General features: G+C 69.0%; 24 protein-coding genes and 2 tRNA genes. 11 read left to right on the forward strand and 15 right to left on the reverse strand.

Features of this window, described 5'->3' with window-relative positions:
- Positions 1-12: 12 nt before the first annotated feature.
- The 8 genes from CAL24_RS16170 to CAL24_RS16205 all read left to right on the forward strand — a co-directional run bounded on the left by CAL24_RS16170 (position 13) and on the right by CAL24_RS16205 (position 6,428).
- Positions 13-912 (forward strand): SDR family oxidoreductase, encoded by a 900-nt coding sequence (locus CAL24_RS16170; RefSeq protein WP_028353305.1) that lies wholly within the window; start codon positions 13-15, stop codon positions 910-912.
- 14 nt (positions 913-926) lie between these two features.
- Positions 927-1,607, forward strand: a complete 681-nt coding sequence (locus CAL24_RS16175; RefSeq protein ID WP_028353304.1) for a 3-oxoacid CoA-transferase subunit A — start codon at positions 927-929, stop codon at positions 1,605-1,607.
- On the forward strand, positions 1,591-2,262 hold the full coding sequence (locus CAL24_RS16180; protein ID WP_094807194.1) for a 3-oxoacid CoA-transferase subunit B: 672 nt from the start codon (positions 1,591-1,593) through the stop codon (positions 2,260-2,262). Before CAL24_RS16175 ends, CAL24_RS16180 begins: the two co-directional genes overlap by 17 nt.
- A 9-nt stretch (positions 2,263-2,271) precedes the next feature.
- Positions 2,272-3,237: an NAD(P)H-dependent flavin oxidoreductase gene (locus CAL24_RS16185; protein WP_094807195.1), complete on the forward strand. Its 966-nt coding sequence runs from the start codon at positions 2,272-2,274 to the stop codon at positions 3,235-3,237.
- Between the two features lie 47 nt (positions 3,238-3,284).
- Complete coding sequence (locus tag CAL24_RS16190) at positions 3,285-3,749, forward strand: MaoC family dehydratase (protein ID WP_028353301.1); 465 nt, start codon at positions 3,285-3,287, stop codon at positions 3,747-3,749.
- The gene (locus tag CAL24_RS16195) at positions 3,749-4,153 is read left to right on the forward strand and encodes a Zn-ribbon domain-containing OB-fold protein (RefSeq protein ID WP_094807196.1); all 405 of its coding nucleotides are present in this window, start codon (positions 3,749-3,751) and stop codon (positions 4,151-4,153) included. The genes CAL24_RS16190 and CAL24_RS16195 overlap by 1 nt, the downstream gene beginning before the upstream one ends.
- Positions 4,150-5,307, forward strand: coding sequence for a thiolase (locus CAL24_RS16200; RefSeq protein ID WP_094807197.1), 1,158 nt, complete (start codon positions 4,150-4,152; stop codon positions 5,305-5,307). Before CAL24_RS16195 ends, CAL24_RS16200 begins: the two co-directional genes overlap by 4 nt.
- 92 nt (positions 5,308-5,399) lie before the next feature.
- The gene (locus CAL24_RS16205; protein ID WP_094807305.1) at positions 5,400-6,428 is read left to right on the forward strand and encodes a MerR family transcriptional regulator; all 1,029 of its coding nucleotides are present in this window, start codon (positions 5,400-5,402) and stop codon (positions 6,426-6,428) included.
- Between the two features lie 45 nt (positions 6,429-6,473).
- Here the strand turns inward: CAL24_RS16205 and CAL24_RS16210 are convergent, their stop codons facing one another.
- From CAL24_RS16210 to CAL24_RS16255, 10 genes are all read right to left on the reverse strand, one after another.
- The gene (locus CAL24_RS16210) at positions 6,474-7,067 is read right to left on the reverse strand and encodes a hypothetical protein (protein ID WP_094807198.1); all 594 of its coding nucleotides are present in this window, start codon (positions 7,065-7,067) and stop codon (positions 6,474-6,476) included.
- A gap of 47 nt (positions 7,068-7,114) precedes the next feature.
- The gene (locus CAL24_RS16215; RefSeq protein ID WP_028353297.1) at positions 7,115-7,351 is read right to left on the reverse strand and encodes a putative hemolysin; all 237 of its coding nucleotides are present in this window, start codon (positions 7,349-7,351) and stop codon (positions 7,115-7,117) included.
- Positions 7,352-7,403: 52 nt separating this feature from the next.
- On the reverse strand, positions 7,404-8,123 hold the full coding sequence (locus CAL24_RS16220; RefSeq protein WP_094807199.1) for an EthD domain-containing protein: 720 nt from the start codon (positions 8,121-8,123) through the stop codon (positions 7,404-7,406).
- A gap of 22 nt (positions 8,124-8,145) precedes the next feature.
- On the reverse strand, positions 8,146-9,300 hold the full coding sequence (locus CAL24_RS16225) for an NADH:flavin oxidoreductase/NADH oxidase (RefSeq protein ID WP_094807200.1): 1,155 nt from the start codon (positions 9,298-9,300) through the stop codon (positions 8,146-8,148).
- Positions 9,301-9,312: 12 nt separating this feature from the next.
- Positions 9,313-10,023 (reverse strand): ABC transporter ATP-binding protein, encoded by a 711-nt coding sequence (locus CAL24_RS16230; RefSeq protein ID WP_028353295.1) that lies wholly within the window; start codon positions 10,021-10,023, stop codon positions 9,313-9,315.
- 11 nt (positions 10,024-10,034) lie between these two features.
- Positions 10,035-11,834, reverse strand: a complete 1,800-nt coding sequence (locus CAL24_RS16235; protein WP_094807201.1) for a branched-chain amino acid ABC transporter ATP-binding protein/permease — start codon at positions 11,832-11,834, stop codon at positions 10,035-10,037.
- A complete protein-coding gene (locus CAL24_RS16240) occupies positions 11,831-12,754 on the reverse strand; it encodes a branched-chain amino acid ABC transporter permease (protein ID WP_094807202.1) in 924 nt (307 codons plus the stop codon). The genes CAL24_RS16235 and CAL24_RS16240 overlap by 4 nt, the downstream gene beginning before the upstream one ends.
- Before the next feature lie 73 nt (positions 12,755-12,827).
- Positions 12,828-14,021 carry an ABC transporter substrate-binding protein gene (locus CAL24_RS16245; RefSeq protein ID WP_094807203.1) on the reverse strand — a complete coding sequence of 398 codons (1,194 nt, stop codon included), beginning with the start codon at positions 14,019-14,021 and terminating at the stop codon, positions 12,828-12,830.
- Positions 14,022-14,070: 49 nt separating this feature from the next.
- The gene (locus CAL24_RS16250) at positions 14,071-14,847 is read right to left on the reverse strand and encodes an SDR family NAD(P)-dependent oxidoreductase (RefSeq protein WP_094807204.1); all 777 of its coding nucleotides are present in this window, start codon (positions 14,845-14,847) and stop codon (positions 14,071-14,073) included.
- Positions 14,848-14,885: 38 nt separating this feature from the next.
- Positions 14,886-16,640, reverse strand: a complete 1,755-nt coding sequence (locus CAL24_RS16255; RefSeq protein WP_094807205.1) for an FAD-dependent oxidoreductase — start codon at positions 16,638-16,640, stop codon at positions 14,886-14,888.
- Between the two features lie 167 nt (positions 16,641-16,807).
- Here CAL24_RS16255 and CAL24_RS16260 point away from each other — a divergent pair, with 167 nt between their 5' ends.
- The gene (locus CAL24_RS16260; protein WP_028353290.1) at positions 16,808-17,587 is read left to right on the forward strand and encodes an IclR family transcriptional regulator; all 780 of its coding nucleotides are present in this window, start codon (positions 16,808-16,810) and stop codon (positions 17,585-17,587) included.
- A 24-nt stretch (positions 17,588-17,611) separates the two neighbouring features.
- Here CAL24_RS16260 and CAL24_RS16265 read toward each other — a convergent pair whose 3' ends face one another.
- On the reverse strand, positions 17,612-18,046 hold the full coding sequence (locus tag CAL24_RS16265) for a bleomycin resistance protein (protein WP_094807306.1): 435 nt from the start codon (positions 18,044-18,046) through the stop codon (positions 17,612-17,614).
- An 81-nt stretch (positions 18,047-18,127) separates the two neighbouring features.
- On the reverse strand, positions 18,128-19,600 hold the full coding sequence (locus CAL24_RS16270) for an MFS transporter (protein ID WP_094807307.1): 1,473 nt from the start codon (positions 19,598-19,600) through the stop codon (positions 18,128-18,130).
- A gap of 99 nt (positions 19,601-19,699) precedes the next feature.
- On the opposite strand from CAL24_RS16270, the gene CAL24_RS16275 reads away from it, so the two are divergent.
- Positions 19,700-20,548 carry a helix-turn-helix transcriptional regulator gene (locus CAL24_RS16275; protein WP_094807206.1) on the forward strand — a complete coding sequence of 283 codons (849 nt, stop codon included), beginning with the start codon at positions 19,700-19,702 and terminating at the stop codon, positions 20,546-20,548.
- Positions 20,549-20,564: 16 nt separating this feature from the next.
- On the opposite strand, the gene CAL24_RS16280 is transcribed toward CAL24_RS16275, so the two are convergent.
- A tRNA-His gene (locus CAL24_RS16280) sits at positions 20,565-20,640 on the reverse strand.
- Positions 20,641-20,811: 171 nt separating this feature from the next.
- On the opposite strand from CAL24_RS16280, the gene CAL24_RS16285 reads away from it, so the two are divergent.
- A complete protein-coding gene (locus tag CAL24_RS16285) occupies positions 20,812-22,266 on the forward strand; it encodes a phospholipase D-like domain-containing protein (protein ID WP_028353285.1) in 1,455 nt (484 codons plus the stop codon).
- 60 nt (positions 22,267-22,326) lie between these two features.
- Here the strand turns inward: CAL24_RS16285 and CAL24_RS16290 are convergent, their stop codons facing one another.
- A complete protein-coding gene (locus tag CAL24_RS16290) occupies positions 22,327-22,704 on the reverse strand; it encodes a hypothetical protein (RefSeq protein ID WP_051439298.1) in 378 nt (125 codons plus the stop codon).
- Between the two features lie 36 nt (positions 22,705-22,740).
- A tRNA-Arg gene (locus tag CAL24_RS16295) sits at positions 22,741-22,817 on the reverse strand.
- Positions 22,818-22,868: the final 51 nt, after the last annotated feature.

The following is a 22,868-nucleotide window of genomic DNA, read 5'->3' on the forward strand; positions in this document are numbered from 1 at the left end:
CAAGGAGACATCATGCCCAGACTATGTGAAGACCGCGTGGTCATCGTGACCGGCGCCGGCCGCGGCATCGGCCGCGAGTACGCGCTGCAACTGGCCGCGCAAGGCGCTCGCGTGGTCGTCAACGACCTGAGCGTATCGCGCTCGGGCGAGGACACTGGCGAGAGCACCGCCGAGGCGGTGGCGCGCGAGATCGTCGCCGCGGGCGGCCAGGCCATCGCCAACCACGAGAACGTGGCCGACTTTGCCGGCGCGGCGCGCATGGTGCAAGCGGCGATCGAGCATTTCGGCGCCCTGCACGCGCTGGTCAACAACGCCGGCATCCTGCGCGACCGCACGCTCTGCAACATGAGCGAGCAGGAATGGGACGCCGTCATCAACGTGCACCTGAAAGGCACTTTCGCCCCCAGCCGCCACGCCGCCGCCTATTGGCGCGACCTCTACAAGCAGACTGGCGAGCCGGTCAACGCCCGCATCATCAATACGTCCTCGTCATCCGGGCTGTACGGCAATATCGGCCAGATCAACTATGGCGCGGCCAAAGCCGGCATCGCCGCCATGACCATCATCGCGGCCCGTGAACTGAAGCGCTACGGCGTCACCGTCAACGCAATCAATCCGCATGCCCAGACGCGCATGACGGAGGGCATCCGCGAACGCTCCGCCGAGGAAATCGCCGCGCGCCACCCGCGCTGGATCGCGCCCGGCGTCGTCTGGCTGGCCAGCGCCGACAGCCAGGACGTCACCGGCCGGATCTTCGAGCTGGGCGGCGGCCACCTGGCGGCGATGGAAGGCTGGCGCCGCGGTCCGGCCGCGGACCCGATCGACGATGTGTCGCGCATCGGCCCGGTCATGCGCGACCTGGCCCACCGGGCCCGGCGCAACGTCGACATGAAAGGCCATGACCTCGACTGACCCCGGAGCCAGCCGTGATTGACAAGCGTGTAAGTTCATTGGCCGAAGCGGTGGCCGGCATCAAGGACGACTCCGTCATCCTGGTCGGCGGCTTCGGCTCGTCCGGCCGCCCGGCCGACCTCATGGAGGCGCTGCTCGATTCCGGCGTCCGGGGCCTGACCGTCGTCGCCAACAATGCCACCGTGGGCGACGACATCGTCGCCGAACTGATGAGCGCCGGCCGCATCCGCAAAGTGGTGTGCTCCTTTCCGCGCGGCCTGAAAGGCCGCACGATCTTCGACGAGCTCTACGGCGCGGGCAAGATCGAGCTCGAACTGGTGCCGCAGGGCACGCTGGCCGAACGCATCCGCGCCGGCGCGGCGGGCATCGGCGGCTTCTACACCCGCACGGCCGCCGGCACCCGCCTGGCCGAAGGCAAGGAGACCCGGGTCATCGACGGGCAGACCTACGTCCTGGAAGCGCCCATCAAGGGCGACGTCGCCTTGCTCAAGGGGCTGCGCGGCGACCGCTGGGGCAACCTGGTGTATCACCGCGGCGCCCGCATCAACAACCCCGTGATGGCCGGCGCGGCCAGGCTGGTGGTCGCGCAGGTGCGCGAGATCGTGCCGCTGGGCGCGCTCGACCCGGAACACATCATCACCCCGGGAGTATTCGTGGATCGTTTAGTGGAGGTGCCCCATGAGCGCCAAGCTTAGCCGCCAGGACATCGCCCGCGTCGCCGCCCATGACATCCCGGACGGCGCCTGCGTGAACCTCGGCATCGGCCTGCCCACGCTGATCGCCGACTACGTGCCGGCCGGCCGCGAGCTGATGCTGCACAGCGAACAAGGCCTGCTGGGCCTGGGCCCGGCGCCCGCGCCGGGCGAAGAAGACTATGACGTCATCAACGCCGGCAAATCCCCCGTCACGCTGCTGCCTGGCGCCTCGGTATTCAGCCACAGCGAATCGTTCCTGATGATCCGCGGCGGACACATCCAGATTGCCTGCCTGGGCGCCTTCCAGGTAGCGGCCAACGGCGACCTGGCCAACTGGACGGTCGACGCGCCGAACCAGATTCCCGGCGTGGGCGGCGCCATGGACCTGGCCGCCGGCGCCGAGCAAGTGTGGGTGCTGATGGAACACTGCACCAAGGACGGCCAGCCGCGCATCCTGCAGCAATGCGCCTACCCCCTGACCGCGCCGGGCTGCGTCGACCGCGTCTACACCGACCTTGCCGTCATCGACATTACCGCCGCCGGACTGGTCGTGCGGCGCATGGCCGAAGGATGGACCCTGCCGGACCTGCAGGCGGTCACCGGCGCCCCGCTGACCCTGGCCACCGACTGGTCGGTGTACCGCCCCCCGTCCTAGGAGAATAAGTTGCAAACCGCAGTTACCCGCCTGCTCGGCATCGAGCACCCCATCGTGCAGGGCGGCATGCAATGGGTCGCCCGCGCCGAACTGGTCGCGGCCGTCTCCAACGCCGGCGCCCTCGGCATCCTGACGGCGCTGACGCAGCCCAGCCCGGAGGCGCTGCAGCGCGAAATCGCCCGCGTGCGCGACATGACGGACCGGCCGTTCGGCGTGAACCTCACGTTCCTGCCCACCCTCAAGCCGGTTCCCTACGCCGAGTACCGCGACGCCATCATCGATGCCGGCATCAAGATCGTCGAGACCGCCGGCAACAACCCGCGCGAGCACCTGCCGGCCCTGAAGGCGGCCGGCGTGCGCGTGATCCACAAGTGCACCACGCCGCGCCATGCCCGCAAGGCCCAGGAGATCGGCGTGGACATCGTCTCCATCGACGGCTTCGAATGCGCCGGCCATGTCGGCGAGAACGACATCCCCGGCCTGATCCTGATTCCCGCCACCGTGGCGCAGGTGGACATCCCCGTGATCGCCTCGGGCGGCTTCGGCGATGCCCGCGGCCTCGTCGCGGCGCTGGCGCTGGGCGCCGAGGGCATCAACATGGGCACGCGCTTCATGTGCACCCAGGAATCGCCGGTGCATCCCGCCATCAAGGAGGCCATCACGCGCTCCAGCGAGACCGACACCCGGCTCATCCTGCGCAGCCTGCGCAATACCAGCCGCGTCTGGCGCAACGCCCTGTCCGGCCAGGTCGTCGAGCTGGAAGCGGCGGGCGCCGGCATCGACCGCATCGGTCCGCTGGTGGCCGGCGCCAAGGGCCGCGGCGTGTATGAAAGCGGCGACGTCGAAGGCGGCATCTGGACCGTCGGCATGATCCAGGGCCTGATCGACGACGTGCCCACCTGCGGCGAACTGGTGCGCCGCATGATCGACCAGGCGCATGCGCTGGTCGCCGGACGCCTGGCGTCCGTCCTGTAACCCGGCGCGTCCCGTCCAGGGGACGCCCTCTTCTGCAAGGCAAGCCGATGCTGACTCTCGACACCCCCTACGACCTGGAAGCCCATGTGGGCAAGATCCTGGGCCGGACCGACTGGGTGGAAATCACCCAGGAAATGATCGACGACTTCGCCCGCATCTCGGGCGACCGCAACTGGATCCATGTGGACGTGGCGCGCGCGCGGCGCGAGCTGCCCGACGGCAAGACCATCGCCCACGGCATGCTGACGTTCTCGCTCATGTCCGGCATGGGCGGCGAGATCGTGCAGGTGCGCGAGCGCGGCCGCGGCATCAACTACGGCTCGAACAAGGTGCGCTTCACCGCGCCGGTGCAAGTGGGCGCGCGCATCCGGCTGGAGCGCAGCCTGGTGGCGTTCGAGCGCATGGAGGGCGGCGTGCGCCTGACCTACGGCAACACCATGTACCGCGAGGGCCAGGAACGTCCCGTGATGGTCGCCGAAACCCTCAACCTGATGTATGAAAAGGGCAAGTGATGCACGCACGACCCGATGATGCCCCGGGCGGCGACGCGCCCTATGCGCGCTACGTGCGCCACCTGCGGGCCGGCCAGCTGGCCTATCAGTTCAGCCCGGCGGCCGGGCGCGCGGTGTTCTTCCCGCGCGTGCGCTGCCCCTATTCCGGCCAGGACTGCCTGGAATGGCGCATCAGCGCCGGCCTCGGCACCGTGTACAGCACGTCCGTGGTGTACACGCGCAAGGGCGACCCCTACAACGTGGCGCTGATCGACCTGGACGAGGGCTTCCGCATGATGAGCCGCGTCATCCTCGCCGACCCCGCGCGCGTGGCCATCGGCCAGCGCGTGCGCTTCCAGGCCATTGCCGAGGAAGGGCTGGACGATCCGATCCCCGTGTTCACGCTGCTGGAGCCCGCGCAATGAGTGCTGATTTCAAACCCGGCCGCGCCGTCGTGGCGGGCGCCGCCGAATCCGACCTGGGCGCCGTCGGCGACGCCTGGTCCGCCATCGACCTGATGGCGCAGGGCGTCTACCGCGCCCTCGACGACTGCGGCCTGTCCATCCGCGACGTGGACGGCCTGTTCTGCGCCACCAGCCAGAGCCGCCTGGCGGGCCTGGCGCTGGCCGAGTACCTGGCCCTGCCCGAGGCCTACATCGACTCGACCTCGACGGGCGGATCGTCGTTCATGGGCCACCTGGCGCGGGCCGAGGCCGCGATCGCCGCCGGCCTGTGCGAAGTCGCCGTGGTCGCTTACGGCAGCACCCAGCGCTCGCTGGGCCGCAAGAACACCAGCCGCGCCGAATGGAACCCCTACGAATCGCCGTTCAAGCCGTTCCTGCCGCCCACCGCCTACGCCCTGGCGGCCGCCCGCCACATGCACGAGTTCGGCACCACCCGCGAGCAGCTGGCCGAGGTCGCCGTGGCCGCGCGCCAATGGGCGCTGCTGAACCCCGCCGCCTGGGAAAAAACGCCGCTGACGGTCGAAGAGGTGTTGGCCTCGCGCATGGTCAGCCACCCGTTGACGATCCGCGACTGCTGCCTGGTGTCCGACGGCGGCGGCGCCGTGGTGCTGACCACCCCGGCGCGCGCGCGGGCGCTCGCGCAGCCGCCGGTCTATCTGCTGGGCGCGGGCCACTGCACCACGCACCAGACCATCTCCAACATGCCGGACCTGGTCAATACCGGCGCGCGCGTATCCGGTTCGCTGGCCTACGCGCAGGCCGGCCTGACCTCGTCCGATATCGATGTGGTCGGGCTGTACGACGCCTTCACGATCAACACGATCCTGTTCCTGGAAGACCTGGGCTTTTGCGCCAAGGGGGAAGGCGGCGCGTTCGTCGGCAACGGCCGCATCGCGCCGGGCGGCGCCTTGCCGGTCAACACCAATGGCGGCGGCCTGTCGTACTGCCATCCCGGCATGTACGGCATTTTCCTGTTGATCGAGGCGGTCCGCCAACTGCGCGGCCAGTGCGGCCAGCGCCAGGTCCAGGGCGCGGAAGTCGCGCTGGCGCACGGCAATGGCGGGGTGCTGTCGTCGCAGTACACGGTGATCCTGGGCGGGCCGTCGACCATCTGAGGCGGCCGCTGCCGGCGCCGCGGTTGCCGGCTGCTTGACCCTCACGTAACGTTACGCCTCACACTTCGGAGTGCGCAATGAACGGAGGCACCATGCAACTGAAAGTAGGAGAACTGGCCAAGCGTAGCGGACTCACCGTCCGCACGCTGCACCACTATCATGCGATCGGCCTGCTGACGCCCTCGGCGCGCGCCGGGAACGGCTATCGGCTGTATGGTCGCGACGACATCGCACGGCTCCACCGGATCCAGGCGCTGCGCCGCTTCGGGCTGTCGCTGGCCGAGATCGGCGCTTACCTGGACGGCCCGAGTCCTCCGCTGGCCGATATCGTCGCCAGGCAGATCAGCATGCTCGACCGGCAGATCGGGCAGGCCGCGAGGCTGCGCGCGCGCCTTGCCCAACTGCACGGCCAACTGGTCGAAGGCGCGGAACCGGACTTGGGCGACTGGCTCACCACACTGGAGTTGATGACCGTGTACGACAAGTATTTTTCCCCCGACGAACTCACGCGCCTGCCCATGTATCGCAACAGCCCGACAGGCGACGCCGCCTGGATGGCGCTGGCCGGCGAGGCGCGCGAGCTGATGCAGGCCGGCACCGCGCCCGAGGCCGCGCCGGCGCGCGACCTGGCGGTGCGCTGGATGACGCAGCTGGTGCGCGACACCGATGGCGACCCGCGCCTGCTCGTCAAGCTGAACCAGATGCACGAGCGCGAGCCGTCGCTGCAGGCCCACCTGGGCATTTCACCCGCCATGCGCGACTATGTGCTGCAAGCCTTCTCGGAGAGCAAGCTGCGCATCTACGAGCAATACCTGACGCCGGAAGAGTCCCGCTACATGCGCGCCCATTACGGGCAGCGGGCGGCGGAATGGCCGCAACTGATGGCCGACGTGCGCGACGCGCTCGAGGCGGGCACGCCGCCCGGCTCGCCCGAGGGCCGGGCGCTGGCGCGGCGCTGGCTGGACTTGTTCAAGAGCTATGCCGGCGCAGACCCGGCCACGCACGCCAAGTTCCGCCAGGCGCTGGCGAACGAGCCGGAGCTGATGGCCGGCACCTGGGCCAGCGACAGCCTGCTGGGTTTCGTGCGGGCGGCAATGGCCGGGCTGGCGCCGGCGCACTGAAATGGCGCCAGGCGGCGGGCCCGCGGCCATGCGGCCCGCCGCCTGTCAGGGCAGCTTGCGCGAGCCGTCGGGATAGTACTCGACGGTCGCCGCGGCTGCGCCGCCGTCGAAGGTCTTGCTGGAACGCTGCACGCCGTCGGGCCCGTAGGTGACCTCGCGCGCCAGCTTGCCCGCCTCGTCGTAGTACCGGTGCACCCCGACGTGACGGAATTGCCCCTGGAACACGCCCGCCGACTGCAGCACGCCCATGTCCGAAAACCGTTCCACGTAGGTGCCCGGCGTGCCGCGCGGCGCATGGATGGATTGGTCGACCCGCTTTTCCTTGACCTTGCCGTTCATGTACCACAGGGTGCCGCGCATTTCCCGGCCCCCCAGGAACTCCTGCTCGCGCACCGGCGTGCCGTTGTCCTGCCACTCGCGCTCGATGGCCTGGATCATCTTGGTCCCGTCGCGCCGCACCTCGCGCTCGATCACCTCGTAGATCAGGGTGCCGTTGCGCGCGTATTCGCGCGTCTGCTGGCCGCCGTCGATCTCGCGGGTCACGCTCTGGCCCGCCAGGGCCGGATCGGACTCCGCGTGCGCCAACGCCGGCAACGCGGCGATGGCGAGCGCCAGCAGGCAGGACAACATGCGCATCATGGTCGGTCTCTCCTCATCGGGCCGGGCCGGCGCGGCCGGCGCGGCGGTTATTTGGCGGGATGATCGCGGCGATACAGTTCCCATTCCTCGATCCGCGTGCCGTCGGGCAGCGTGCAGATGCCCACCTGGCCGGCCGGACGGTCCTCGATGGTCAGCTTGCCGCCGCGCTCGACACAATAGGCCGAAGCCGGATTGGGCATGCCGACGGGTCCGGGGGAATCCCCCGCGGAACTCGCGCATCCCGTGGCCAACAGCGCCGTGGCGGCGATAGCGATCTTGTTCATAGGCCCTCCGTGCTGGTGAGAAGCCCAGTTTACCTGCCTTGCCGGGGCGCGCTCAGGCCGAGGCGGCGCGCGGCCCGGCGGCGCCGGCCAGCACATCGCGTTCGCGCACGGCGAAAACCGTGATTTCGGCCAGGAAGGTCCTGGCATGCGCCATGGTGCGCCGGCCCCTGTCGCTGCGGAACGCCGCTTCGAGCCTGGCCGCGTCTTCGAACCACAACTCGACGATGCCGTCGATCGGCAGGCCGGCATAGTCGCATGCCTGGCCCTTGACCCGTTCGCGCGCCAGCACGACGTTCTGCCGATAACCCGCCACGCCCGGCATTTCGCATACATGTTCCGCGTGCGCGCGCCATTCGCGCCGGAAGGCGGCTTCGTCCATGTCGTCGCGCCGGCGCAGCAGCGACATCCGCTTCAGCAGGCCGGCGCGCGCGGGCGCGGACGGCGGCGCGACCACTTCGGTCGGCTCCACGGTGACGATATGCAGGCCGCCCAGGAAATACCGTTCGTCGGCCGCCAGCGCGCGGGCCGGCGCGTCGTCGGACAAGGCCGTCCCGCCGCCTTCGAAGCGCAGTTGCGAAAAACCGTCGAAGTCCCAGGCGCCGCGCGCGTAGTCGATGCCGCGCTGCGCGCGCTCGGTGACCACGTTCTGCCAATAGGAACACAGGCCGGGCAAGGCGCGGGCCAGCGGCCCGTGCACGTCGCGCCAATGCCGCTCGAACGCCGCCTGCGTCCAATCGGGCCGCTTGCGGATCAAGCCCATCCGGAAAGCCATCGCCAATCTCCTCGTCGATGAATCACGCGCCAGTGGCCGGGGACCGCGCCTGCGCCAGGGCTGGCGCGCGCTTGCGCAGCCAGATGCCATGGCGCACGGGCCACAGCCGGAAATCCGGGTCCACGCCCAGCGCCTGGGCGGCGTGGCGCGGCCAGTAGGGGTCGAACAAGGCCTCGCGGCCGATCGCCACCAGATCGGCGCGCCCTTGCGCGACGATGTCCTCGGCTTGCGCGGCGTCGACGATCATGCCCACGGCCTGGGTCATGACGCCGGCCTGCGCGCGGATATATTCGGCGAACGGCACCTGGAACCCCAGCCCGCGCGGCACCGGCAGCGCCCGGGTTTCCTCGGTCAGGCCGCCCGAAGAACAATCGACGACATCGACTCCCCGCGCGGCCAGCTCGCGCGCCAGCAGCACGGAGTCGTCCAGGCCCCATCCTCCCACGCTGCCGTCCACGGCGGACAGCCGGGCGAACAGCGGCTTGCCGGCCGGCCAGACGGCGCGCACCCGCGCGGCGATAGCCAGCGCCAGGCGCATGCGGTTCTGGATCGAGCCGCCCCAGCGGTCCGCGCGCCGGTTGGCGTGCGGCGACAGGAAGGCCGCCACCAGGTAGCCATGCCCGAAATGCAGCTCGATCACGTCCACGCCAGCGCGCTCGGCGCGCGCCGCGGCAGCGGCAAAGGCCTCGATGACGGCCTCGATGCCGGCCTCGTCGAGCGCGTCGGGCACCGACCAGCCCGGCCCGGCGGCGCGGGCGCTCGGCCCCAGCCGCCGCCAGGGCAGGCCGTCGCGCGCCATCTCTTGCGGGGTCAGCGCCGCGCCGCCCTCCCACAGCGGCTGGCTGCCCGCCTTGCGGCCGGCATGCGCCAACTGCACGCCGAACGCGCTGCCCTGCTCGTGCACGAACTCCACCACGGGCCGCAGCGCCTCCGCCTGGCTGTCTTGCCACAAGCCCAGGTCGGCGCTGCCGATGCGCCCGCGCGGATCGACCGCGGTGCTTTCGGTCAGGACGAGGCCCGCGCCGCCCAGCGCGAACTTGCCCAGGTGCACCAGGTGCCAGGAAGCGGCGTGCCCGTTGCGGGCGGCGTGCTGGCACATCGGCGCGATCACGATGCGGTTGGGCAGTTCCAGGTCGCGGATGCGCAACGGGGAGAACAGGCGGGAAGCGGCGGTCATCGGCGCCCTCCTTCAGTGCGCGCCAAGATAGGCGGCCTTGACCTTGGGATCGTCCAGGAGCTGGCGGCCCGGCCCGGCCAGGGTGATCAGGCCGGTTTCCAGCACATAGGCGCGATCGGCCACGCCCAGCGCCTGCTTGGCCATCTGCTCCACCAGCAGGATGGTCAGGCCGCTTTCGCGCAACTGCCTGATGGCGGCGAAGATGTCCTTGATGACCAGCGGCGCCAGGCCCAGCGACGGCTCGTCCAGCAGCAGCATGCGCGGCTCGCTCATCAGCGCCCGCGAGATGGCGAGCATCTGCTGCTCGCCGCCCGACAGCGTGCCGGCCAGTTGATCCCGCCGTTCGCGCAGGCGCGGGAAACGCGCGAACTCGCGCTCGATCGCCGCGGCCACCGCCTGCTTGCGGTCGCGCAGGCCATAGGCCCCGAGCATGAGGTTTTCCAGTACGGTCTGGTCGGCGAATACTCCGCGCCCTTCGGGCGACATGGCGATCCCCAGCGCGACGCGCTTGTGCGGCGCCAGGCGGGTGCAGTCGCGGTCCTGGAACAGCACGCGCCCGCCGGCCAGCGGCTCCAGGCCGCAGATCGCTTTCAACAGCGTGCTCTTGCCGGCGCCGTTGGCGCCGATGATGGTCACCACCTCGCCCGCGCGCACTTCCAGGTCCACGCCCTTGACGGCCTCGATGGCGCCATAGCGCACCCGGACGGATTCAAGTTTCAGCATCGTCGTCTCCATCAGGCGGGCGCGCCGGCCGGCAGTGGCGCGCCGCCGGCGGGGTCGGCCTCGTCGTCCACGCCCAGATATGCCGTGACCACGCGCGGGTCCGCCTGCACCTGGGCCGGCTTGCCTTCGGCGATCTTCACGCCGTAGTCCAGCACGATCACATGGTCCGACACCGACATCACCAGGTCCATATGGTGCTCGACCATGAGGATGGTCACGCCGCAACGGCAGATGCGGGTGAGCAGTTCGCCCAGCTCCGCGGTTTCCTGGGGGTTCAGCCCGGCCGCCGGCTCGTCCAGCAGCAACAGGTGCGGCTCGGTGGCGAGCGCGCGCGCCAGCTCCACGCGGCGTTGCAGGCCATATGGCAGGCTGCCGGCCGGCTGCCCGGCCAGCTCCGCCAGGCCGACGAAGCGCAGCAGCTGGTACGCGCGCCGGCGCGTCGCCTCCTCCTGGCGGCGGGCGCCGGGCAAGGCCGCCAGCGAGCTGAAGAAACCATTGCGCATGCGGCTGTGGCGTCCCAGCATGACGTTGTCCAGCACCGACAGCTCGCCGAACAGCCGCAGGTTCTGGAAGGTCCGCCCCATGCCGAGCTGGCAGATGCGGTGCACCGGCAGCCCGGCCACCTCGCGCCCCATGAACTGGATCGACCCCTGGTCGGGCACGACCACGCCGCTGAGCATGTTGATCATCGTGCTCTTGCCGGCGCCGTTGGGGCCGATGAGCGCATGGATGTGGCCGCGCTGCAGCTGGAACGACACCTGGTTGGCGGGCTTGACGCCGCCATAGGCCTTGCTGATCTCCGTGACGGTGAGCAACGGCCCGGCGCCCGGCTCGCGCAGGGGCGGCGCGGCATCCACCTGCGGCGCGGCGTCGGCGCGCGCGCGGCGCGGACGCCAGCGCGCCGCCACGCCGACCACGCCGCCCGGCATCACATACAAGGCGAACAGCAACAGGAAGCCATAGACGAAATGCTGCACCGAGGGCCAGCGCGCCAGCATCGCATCGACCACCGTCAGGATCACCGCGCCCACCAGCGGCCCGGCCTGCGTGCCCGAGCCGCCGAACAGCACCAGCAGCAGGATGAAGATCGACAGGTGGAAGGTGATGAAATCGGAATTGATGTACTGGTTCTGCTGCGCCACCATGGCGCCCGCGACGCCGCAGGTGACCGCCGCGATGACGAAGGCGATGACCTTGGCCCGGTACACGCGCACGCCGACCGAAGCCGCGGCGATTTCGTCGGCCTGCAGCGAGTGCAGCGCGCGCCCGAAGCGCCCGCACAGCAGGTTGCGCAGCAGCAGGTGCGTCGCGGCGCACATCACGATGCCGAACCAGACCCACTGCCGCATGTCGAACGGCTCACCGTTCCAGGTCAGCGGCTGGATGCCGTAGATGCCCTGCGCGCCGCCGAAGACGTCGGTCCACTCCGCCACCAGCTTCTCGACCACGATGCCGAAGGCGAGCGTCACCATGGCGAGATAAGGCCCCTTCACCCGCAGCGAGGGCAGCGCGACCAGCACGCCGCACAGGCCGGCCACCACCGCCGCCAGCGCCAGCGCCAGCCAGGGATCGAGCTCGTACCAGGTAGTCAGCAGCGCCACGGCATAGGCGCCGGCCGCGAACAGCCCGGCCTGGCCCAGCGATTTCTGCCCGGCGTAGCCCACCAGCACATTCATCCCCGCCGCGCACAGGTAGTACACGCAGATCATGAAGGCGATCCGCAGGTAATAGTCGTTGGCCAGCAGCGCGGCCCCCCCGATCAACGCGGCGGCGGCGGCCGTCACCCCGGCCAGATGGCGTCCTCGCGTCATACTTTCTCCACCAGCTTGCGGCCGAACAGACCCGTGGGACGGAAGGCCAGCACCAGGATCACCAGCGCGAACACCGCCACCTCGCGCCATTGCGCCTGCCACAGGTTCACCAGCGACTCGAACACGCCCAGCACGAACCCGCCGATCACGCAGCCGCGCGGGTTGCCCAGCCCGCCGATCATGGCGCCCGAGAAGCCCTTCAGGCCCACCGCCAGTCCCATGAAGAGCGAAGCCTGCGCAATCGGCGCGAGCAGGAAGCCCGACAGGCCGGCCAGGGCCGAGCTGACCACGAAGGCGCCTATCATCATGGCCTGGGTATTGATGCCCATGAGACTGGCGACATTGCCGTTGGCCGCCACCGCGCGCATCGCCTTGCCCACCATGGTGTGGTTCATGACCCGCTCGAAGACGATCATCACCGCGATCGCCACGCCCAGCGTCAGCAATTCCTGCGGCCGCACGCCCACGCCCAGGTAGCGGATGACCGCGTCGCCGACCGGCGAAGGCACCACCACGGGCTTCGGCCCCCAGATCGCCAGGCCGATGCTCTGCAGGACGACGCCGAATCCCAGCGTGCTCATCACCCAGGCCATGCCCGGCCGGCCCGCGAACGGCCGTACCCCGACGATGTAGAGCAACCAGCCCAGCACGCCCATCGCCGCCAGCACGCCGGCCAGCGCCAGCAACTGCGACGTGGCCGACGGCAGCGCGCCGCCGAAACTGGTGGCCGTGACCGGGATGCCCAATATCAGGAACAGCGCGCTCATGCCGACAAAGGCGCCGGCCGAGACGAACTCGCCGTGCGAAAAATTGAGGGTCTTGGTAGTGGTGAAGGTGATGCTGAAGCCCAGCGCCACCAGGGCGTAGGCGCCGCCCACGGCCAGGCCGCTGATGATCGCCTGCAAGAGCGCTTCTGCCATAGATGATGTCTCCGCTCGCGGCGCGCCCCCGGTCGGGCGGCGCCGCGGTTATCGTGTCGTGCGCCGCGCCGGCCTATTGCTTGAAATCGGCCGGGGTCAGCGATTCGGTCAGCGCGTCGCTATAGCGCGCCAGCTTGCCGTCCTTCCAGCGGATCCAGACCAGGTCCTTGGCGGTGAGCGCCTCGTGATTGGTCTGGCTGAACGGCTTGTCGTAGTTCTTGAGCAGCCCGTCGACCGGCTCCTTGAGGTCCTCCAGGGCCATGCGCACCGCCGGGCCGTCGGTACTGCCGGCCTGCCGGATGGCGGCGGCCACCAGCAGCACCGAGTCATAACCGTGCAGCGCGAACGAGAACGAGCTGGGCGCGCGCAGCTTGGCGCCGATGCGGTCATAGAGCTGCTGCTGCTCCGCCGTGCGCTGGTCGCTCACGGTGCGCATGAAGATCGGCTTCTCCGACAATTCCTTGCCGGCGGCGTCGTAGAAAGTGATGTTGTCCGACGCCCAGGAGGTCAGCGTGAGCGGGAAATAGTTGATCTTCTCCATGCTGCGGATGAGCTGGGCGTTGGGCGTGCCCTGCGCCCACACCACCAGCGTATCCACCCCGGCGGCCTTCATCTTGTTCAGCTGCGAAGTCATGTCGGTGTCGCCCACGCCGAAATGCTCGGTCGCCGCGATCTCGATCCCTTGCAGCTTGGCGATCTCCTGCATGTCCTTCATGCCGCCCTGGCCATAGCCGGTCGTCTCGGCCATCAGGCCCACCACTTTGGATTTCTCGCCGTTCTTCTTCACGTAGGCCATCAGCGCGGCCACCTGTTCCCGGTCCACCATGGAAACGCGGAACATGTAGTTGTCGGCGTTCGGGCGCATCGGCTTGGTAATGTCGGTGCCCGACCCCACGTTGCCCATGACCGGAATCTTCTTGCGGTTGGCGATATGCTTCCAGGCCATGGCATTGCCCGAGTTGGTCGGGCCGAATACCGCCACGACGCCCTCGTTGTCGATCAGGTCGCTCATGTTCTGGATGGACTTCGGCGGCGCCGAGACATCGTCGCGCGTGACCAGCGTGATCTTGCGGCCCAGCAAGCCGCCGGCGGCGTTGATGTCCTCGATGGCGGCCGCCATGCCCAGCACGGCGGCCTGGCCGCTCTGCGCGGACGGCGACGCCGACAGGTCGCCGTTGTAGCCGAACTTGATGTCCTGGGCGCAGGCCGCGGTACCGGCCAGCGCCGCCGTGGCCGCGAAGGCCAGGTATAAGTGTTTCAGCCTCATGTTGTCTCCTCGATGATTATGACTATGCGGACAGTTGCGGGCGGGCGGCTCAGACCGCCAGGAAACCTCCGTCCACCGGCAGCGTCACGCCCGTGACATAACGCGCCATGTCGGAGGCAAGGAATATCACCGGCCCGACCAGGTCGTCGGTCTCGCCGACCCGACCCATCGGAATGCGCGTCATGAACGCCGCCAGCCGGTCCGGGTCTTCGCGCGTGGCCGCCGTCATGGGCGTGGCGATCACGCCCGGCGCCAGCGCATTGACCCGCACCCCGTGCGGCGCCAGTTCAGCGGCCAGCGACTGCGTGAACATCTTGATCGCGCCCTTCGAAGGCGAGTAGCCCAGGCTGCCCGCCTGTCCCGCAAAGGCCGCGATCGACGCCAGGTTGACGATGCAGCCGCGCGTGGCGCGTAGCGCGGGCAGCCACGCATGGGTCACGTTGAAGGTGCCGTGCACGTTCACGTCCAGTGTCGCCTTCCAGTTGGCCTCGGCCCTGGGGCTGCCGGTGTTCTCGCGAATGATGATGCCGGCGTTGTTGACCAGCAGGTCCACCGCGCCGATCTCGGCGCCCACCCGCGCGGCGAGCGTGCGGCAGGCGTCGGCCGAAGTCACGTCCAGGGGGAAGGCCCAGGCCGTGCCATCCCCGGCGCGCACCTGCGCGGCGGTTTCTTCCACGGCGGCGGCATTGATATCGGTCACGATGACGCGGGCGCCGGCTTGCGCCAGCCCCAGGGCAATGGCGCGACCATTGCCCTGGCCCGCGCCGGTCACCAGGGCCAGCCTGCCCGGCAAGAGCGGCGGCGCGATGGTGTCGGGATAATGCATGCAGTCCTCCTGGTGATGTTCGCGTCTGGCAGCGGTATTCAGGCCATTGCGGCCGCGGTCGCGGCCATCGCGGGCTCGCCCTGCGCGGCGCGCCCGCGGGCGGCGGCCGCCAGCTGCATGCCGGCGATATAGCCGAAGGTCAGCGCCGGCCCCAGCGTGATGCCCGCGCCCGGATAATTGCCGCCCATCACGCTGGCGGCATCGTTGCCCACCGCGTGCAGCCCGGCGATCGGCTGGCGCTGCGCGTCGAGCACGCGCGTGCGCGCATCGGTCACCAGGCCGGCGAAGGTGCCGATGTCGCCCACCACCAGCTTGATCGCGTAGTAGGGGCCGTGCTCCAGCGGCGCCAGGCAGGGATTGGGCGTCACGCTGGCGTCGCCCTGGTATCGGTTGTAGGCCTTGCTGCCCTTGCCGAAAGCCGGGTCCTCGCCGCGCCGGGCGCCTTCGTTGAATTCCTCGATGGTGGCCTGCAGGGTCGCGGGGTCCACGCCGATCTTGCCCGCCAGCTCCGCCACGCTGGCGCCACGCTTCAGATAGCCGGACTTCAGGTGGCGGCCGATCGGCATCGGGAAAGGCGCCACGCAGCCGAGGCCGTAGTTGCGCAGGGCCCTGTGGTCGCACAGCAGCCAGGCCGAGACCTGCGGCTTGCCGCGGCAGGCGGCGACCATGGCCTGCACGAAGTCGTGATAAGAGTTGCCTTCGTTGGTGAAGCGGCGCCCCTCGGTCGTGACGGCGATGACGCCGGGCTTGGCGCGGTCGATGAAATGCGGCATGACACCCTGGCTGCCGTCCGGGCGCGTGGTCACGGAAGTGGGAACCCAGGCCGCGGCATGCGGGATGGTGCCGTCCACCACGCCGCCGACCGACTCCGCCAGGCGCAAGCCGTCGCCGGTGTTGGTCGAAGGCGAAGGCGAGAAGTGCTCCTGGCCGGTAGGCGCATGCGGGAACAGCGCGCGGCGCCGTTCGATGTCGTAGGGAAAACCGCCGCAGGCCAGCACCACGCCGGCCGAGGCGCGCACCCGCAGCTCGCGGCCCTCGCGCCGCACGATGGCGCCGGTCACGCGGCAGTCCTCGAACAGCAGGCGCGTGACCGGCGCGGACAGCCATACCGGAATATTCAAGTCCATGCCGGCCTTGGCCAGGCGGCCCGCCAGCGCATTGCCATTGGTCAGCGTCATGCCACGGCCATGGCGCAGCACGTCCAGGAAGTGCCGCGCCAGGCGCCTGGCCACATAAGCAAACGACGCCGGCGACTTGAAGGCCCGCATGAAGTGCTTGATCTCGGCCCCCGAGCCCAGCATCATGCCGAACACCGTCAGTTCCGGCAGCGCCGGCGCCAGCTGCTTGACGCGCGTCCCGAGTTCGCGCCCGTCGAACGGGCGCGTCACCATCGACCGCCCGCCCGGCTGCCCGCCCACCGCTTCGGCGTGATAGTCGGGAAACACCGCCGGCATGTCGAATTGCACGCAGGTGTTGCGCGTGAAGAACTCGATGGCCTTGGGCCCGTTCTCCAGGAAGGCGTCGACCCGCGCCTCGTCGAAATGCGTGGTCGCCTCGTGCCGCAGATATTCCTTGGCCGCGCCGGCGGGCTCGCGAATACCCTGCTCTGTCGCCAGGTGCGTGCCGGGCACCCACAGCCATCCGCCCGAGCGCGCCGTCGTCCCGCCGTAGCGGCTCTCCTTTTCCACCACCAGCACCTTCAGCCCCTGCGAGGCCGCGGTGATCGCCGCCGCCATGCCGGATGCGCCGGTGCCCACCACCAGCACGTCTACCGCAACGTCCTCTTGCGCCATGCCATGTCTCCGCTTTTCTTGATGTGCCCGGCCATTCTGTACCGCTCATCTGATAATTGTCAATGCGTATGATAGTATCGAATAGTACGTATTAGACGAACGCATCCGTTAATGTCGTGGTTTACCCTATGCCGATGATTCTTGAAAAACAGGCTGCAGATCTGCCCATGGAAAAAAACCGGCGCGGCATCCAATCCGTAGAAATAGGCAGCGCGCTGCTGCTCCAGCTGGCGCGCCATGTGCGACCCATCGCGCTGAAAGACCTGGCCCGCGCCGCCGGCATGACAACCGGCAAGGCCCACCCCTACATGGTGAGCTTCCTGAAGGTGGGGTTTGTCACGCAGAACGATGCCGGGCACTACGAGCTCGGGCCGCTCGCCCTGCAGCTGGGCTTCGCGCGCCTGCAGCGCCTGGATCCGGTCAAGGAAGCCACGCAGTTCATCGAGCCCCTGGCCGCCGAGACCCGCCAGAGCGTGGCGCTGGCCGTCTGGGGCAACCTGGGCCCCACCATCGTGCGGCTGGAAGAACCGATCGAACCCATGCACGTGAACCTGCGCACGGGCACCGTGATGGCATTGACGACGACGGCGACCGGACGGCTGTTCGCGGCGTACCTGCCGCACAAGATCGTCGAGCGCGCCCTGCAGGAAGACCGCGCCTATCCCGGCGCGCGCAGCGGCGCGCGGGTGAGCATCACCACCGAGGCCTTCGAGACCGCCCTGGCGGAAACGCGCCGCCACGGCATGTCGCGCTCGTTGAGCCAGCCCATCCCCGGCATCGACGCCCTGTGCGCGCCGGTGTTCGACTCGGCCGGCCACCTGGCGCTGGGCATTCTCGTCATGGGGCCGTCGGTGACCTTCGACAGCGACTTCGATGGCGCCGTGGCGCGGCCGCTGCGCGCCTGCGCGCTGGAAGTCTCGCGCCGGCTGGGGTATCGGGGGGAGTGAGGCGGCCCGGGCCTGGCGCGCCGGCTATCGGCCCGGGCAGGGCCGCGTACCGATCCGGGCGGAAAATCGCAGCAAATAGCCGTCCGGGTCCTGGACAAGAAACTGCCGCACGCCGATCTCGACATCGTTGCTGCGGTACCACTGCTCCTCCAGCCCTTGATACAACGGCCAGCCTCCGGCCTCGAAGCCGGCGATGAGCGGTTCTACGGCGGCCACCTTGATTTCCAGATTGAGCCCCCTGCCGAATGGCCTGTCCAGGGGTCCGGTAACCCAGCGGCCGTTGCCGCGCAATTCATCGAGCATCACCTGCGCCCCGTCCAGGTCCAGGAAGGCAAAGCGTTCCTCCTCGCGCTGGTACAAAATGGAGAACCCGCAGAGATCGACCCAGAACTTCAGGCTGGCCGACAGGTCGGTGACAAGCAGTTCGGGCACTAGCCGGGCCAGGCGATCTTCCCGCATGATGGAGGTCCTTTGATATCGAAGGGGCGCCGAGGGTTCGTACATATCGTCGAACACGCCCGACGGCGAGGTGCGCACAGTCTACCGGACCGAACCCGCTTCATGACATAGCCGCGGCGTTCTCGCCAGCGTGATCAGCAACACGCAAACCAGCAGGGCCGCGCCCAGGTTGTACAGCATCCCCGCGACGAAGGCCGAGGCATATCGGCCGGCCTGCGCCGCCCCCGCGTCGCTTGCCGCAAGCGCGCCGGCGAACAGCATCCCGACCACCGCCACGCCCAGCGCCGCGCCGACCTGCTGGACGGTCGAAATCACTCCCGACGCCATGCCGGCATGAGTCTCTTCGACAAGCCCCAGCACCAGGTTCAACAGCGGCGTCATGATAAGGCCCTGACCGGCCCCGACCACGACCAGGACGGGGATCAGCCGTGCCGGCGCGAGCGTCGCGCCCGCCGTCTGCACCTGCGCGACCAGCACCCCGATCGAAGCCGCGTAGACCAACGCCCCCGCGACGATGGCCTTGACGCCCCATCGCCCCGCCAGCCGCGGCGCGGCTAGCGACGCCAGCACGAAGCCCACGCTGCACGGCGCGAAAATGCTGCCCGCGGCAAAGGCATCCAGCCCCAGCCCGGTCTGCGTCAACAAGGCGAAACACAAGAAGAAGGAGCTGGACGTGGAATAGACCAGCAGCACCAGCAAGGCTCCCAGCGCGAAACGGCGTTGCCCGAGCAGGCGCATGTCCACCAGCGGCAACTGGCCGCTCGTGCGCCGGCGCTCTTGCTGCCGACAGAACAGCCCGAGCAGCGCCACCGCCGCGGCCAGCGACGCGATGCTCCAGGCCGGCCAATTCTGGCCAGGCCCTTCGATCAGCGGAACCAGCAAGAGCGCCAGCCCCGCGCTGACCAGCGCCACGCCCGGCCAGTCCAGGCCGGGGCGGAACGGCGCACGGGTTTCCGGAATGCCGCGCGCGGCGGCCAATGCGAACAGGCCGATGGGTACGTTGATGAGGAAGATGCTGCGCCAGCCCAACCCCGACAAGTCGGCATGCACCAGCCAGCCGCCCAGCACCTGGCCCGCGATGGCAGCCAGGCCCAGCGTCATCCCCAGCAGCCCGAAAGCGCGGCGGCGGTCGTCGCCCTCGAAGTTGACCCTGATCGAAGCATAGACCTGCGGAAACAGCAAGGCCGCAGCCCACCCCTGCAATACCCGCGCGCCGACCAGAAACCCGGCGCTGGGCGCCAGACCGCACAATAGCGAGGCCAGCGTAAAGCCCGCCATGCCCGCGACGAACAGGCGGCGGCGTCCGAACCGATCGCCCAACCGCCCGCCGGTAATCAGCAGCACGCCAAAAGCCAGCTCGTAGCCGGCCACGATGAACCCTATCTGCGACAAGCTCGCGCCCAGCCCGGCCTGCATGCTGGGAATGGCCACATTGACCACGAACAAGTCGAAGATCGTCACGAACCCGCCCAGCAGCAACACGGACAGCCCCAGCCAGGAGGACCGCGGGGAAGCGTGGGCGGGCAAGTCGGAAAGCGGAAATTTGGTGCACATCTTGCTGATCCAGGGAAGTGAGGCCAGCATTCTCAACGCCCTTTTAAGCAATTACAATTTAGCCATTTATGCTATTACCAAAGGCAATGGAATAGGCTCATGCGAACCCTGGAACGCACGCGCCACGACCTCGCCGCCTTCCTGCGGGCGCGCCGCGAGCGCCTGTCGCCGGCCGATGTAGGCTTGCCCAGCGGCAGGCGCCGTCGCACGCCCGGGCTGCGGCGCGAAGAAGTCGCCGCCCTCGCCGGCGTCGGCCTTACCTGGTACACATGGCTGGAACAGGGACGCGCCATCGGCGTGTCGGCCACCTTCCTGGACAACCTGGCGCGGGTGCTGAAGCTGGACGCCGCCGAACGGCGGCACCTATTCCTGCTGGCCCATGAACGGCCGCCCGCCGAACCGGGCAAGACATGGTGCGTGGTGCCGCCGCTCGTGCTGCGGCTGATGCAAGACCTGGCGCCGCATCCGGCTTATGTGCTGAATCTGCGCTGGGATGTGCTGGCATTCAACACGCCCGCCGATCGGCTTTTTTCCTTCGGGGCGCACCCACCCGAACGCCGCAACCTGCTGTGGCTGCTATTCACCGACCCCGGCCTGCGCGAGCGCGTGGACGCCTGGGAGGAGCAGGCGCCGCTGATGCTGTCGAGCTTTCGCCGCGACTTTGCCCGCGCCACCCAGCAGACCGATATCCACGAACTGGCGGACGAGCTGAAACAAGTGTCGCCGGAATTCAAGGCATGGTGGGACAAGCATGATGTCCACGCCCCTTGCAATGGCGTGCGCAACCTGATCGTTGACGGCAAGGCCGAACCGTTCGAGCACACCTCGCTGATCATCGACGAGGACCGGCACCTGCGGCTGGTGGTTTATGCGCGACGGGAAGGCGGCGCGGCGCCGGCGGCCGCGACAAACGAAAACGCCGCTCGAGGGAGCGGCGTAACGTCTTGATCTCACGGCAGTTTATTGGGGTGGCTGATGGGACTCGAACCCACGACAACCGGAATCACAATCCGGGACTCTACCAACTGAGCTACAGCCACCGTTGCTACTGCAAAGAGGCCGCATTCTAGCATATTTTTTCCGGCCTGCAGTCTTGCCTGGCCGCCGCGGGGAACCGTTCCCCAGCGGGCCGCGCCTTGCTATCCTGGCGCATCCGCCGCCGCGTGCTGGGGCGCGGCCGGCGTGACTCATTCGGGCTTCTATAAGTAGATATGGATCGCTTCCACGAGCTTCTGAACGAATATTGGCCGCACCTGGTCTTCGGCGTCAGCGTGGTGGCCGGCACCGGCGCGGCGGTGCATGCGGCGATGACCAAGCAGGATGTGCGCGCCGCCATCGGCTGGGTAGGGGTGGCGCTGTTCTCGCCGCTGTTCGGCGCCCTGTTCTATTTCGTGGCGGGCGTGAACCGCATCCACCACACCCGCGTATCGCAGCAGCGCGACGAGGCCATGCTGACCTACGCCGGCCATGCGCAGGCGCCGGTCGACGACGTGGTGCCCTATTCCGCCGTCCAGTTTGCCTCGCTGAAGACGCTGGGCGACCGGGTCAGCCGTTTTCCGCTGCTGGGCGGCAACATCGTGCGGCCGCTTTCCGGCGGGGACGAGACCTACCCGGCCATGCTGCAGGCCATCCGCGCGGCGCGCCATTGCATCGCCATGCAAAGCTACATCTTCGACAGCGACGCCATCGGCCGCGAAGTGGCGCAGGCGCTGATCGAGGCGCACGAACGCGGGGTCCAGGTGCGCGTGCTGATCGACGCCATCGGCAGCAAGTACTCGCGCCCTCCCATCATCCGCCGGCTGCAGCGCGGCGGCGTGCGCACGGCACGCTTCATGACCAACCCGCTGGGCATCATGCGCATGCCGTACGCCAACCTGCGCAGCCACCGCAAGATCCTGGTGGTGGACGGCCGCATCGGCTTTACCGGCGGCATGAACGTGCGCGCGGCCTTCGTGCGCGCGCTGGCCGGCGACGACACCAATAGCGATGTCCATTTCCAGCTCGAAGGCCCGATCGTGGCGCAGCTGATGTCGGTGTTCGCGCACGACTGGAATTTCACTACGCACGAGACCCTGGACGGCGCGCTGTGGTTCCCCCCGCCGGTGCCGGCGCCCGGCACCGTCCCGATGCGCTGCGTGCCCTCCGGCCCCGACCGGGCCGTGGTCAGCACCCGCAACATGCTGCTGGGCGCGCTGGCCGTGGCGCAGCGCCACGTGCGCATCCAGTCGCCCTACTTCCTGCCCGACCAGCCGCTGATCGGCGCGCTGGCGACGGCGGCGCGCCGCGGCATCACGGTGGACATCGTGATCCCGGGCCGCAACAACCTGCGGCTGGTCAACTACGCCATGAACGCGCAGCTGGACCAGATCGTCCGCACGGGCTGCCGCGTCTGGCGGGCGTCCGGCCCGTTCGACCATTCCAAGCTGATGACCATCGACGGGGCCTGGTCGTACGTCGGCTCGTCGAACCTGGACCCGCGCAGCCTGCGGCTGAATTTCGAGCTGGACACGGAGGTCTACGACCGCGCGCTGGCCGACTGGATCGCGGCGCGCATCGACGGGCACATCGCCAACGCGCGGCTGGTGACGCTGGAGCACCTGTACAGCCAGCCGTTCGCCAAGCGCCTGCGCAACAAGATCATCTGGCTGGCGTCGCCGTATCTCTAGGCGGCAGCCGCATCCACCAGCCCGGCCCACGTCCGGCCAGCCGGGCGGCCGCGCCGGCCGTCAATTATGGCTGGCCTTCCACTGCCCCGAAGGCTGCCGGCAGAACAGGAACGACCAGTCTTCCGAGCCGGCGCCGCTGCTGACCAGGGCGTCGAGCTGGCGGCATTTGCTGGCCTTCTGGGTCTCGACGGTGTGGTCGACGGTCATTTTCACGCTGACCGGCTGGCCGCGCCGCGGCGCGGAGCTGGTCCAGGTGGAACTGGCGCCATCGGGCTGGCTTTCCAGCACATCGTGGACCGTGGCGCGAAAATCGGCGAGGTCCTGCTTGGGGATGCTGGTCAGGATGGTGTGGTTCATGAAGGCCATGCTGGCCGCCTGCGCCGAGACGGAACATGCCAGGAGCACGCCGCCAGCCAATAACGCACTTTGCTTTCTCATGGTTCTCGCCTCCTGGGGGACCGGAATCCGCGGGGGTGGCCCGCCCTACACGATTCGAACGTGTGACCGCTCGCTTAGAAGGCGAGTGCTCTATCCAACTGAGCTAAGGGCGGGTTGCTGGCCTGCGCGTATGATAACGCGCGGCAATTGTACCGTGCCGGCTA

It is taken from the genome of Bordetella genomosp. 2 (genome assembly GCF_002261345.1).
Taxonomy (GTDB): domain Bacteria; phylum Pseudomonadota; class Gammaproteobacteria; order Burkholderiales; family Burkholderiaceae_B; genus Bordetella_A.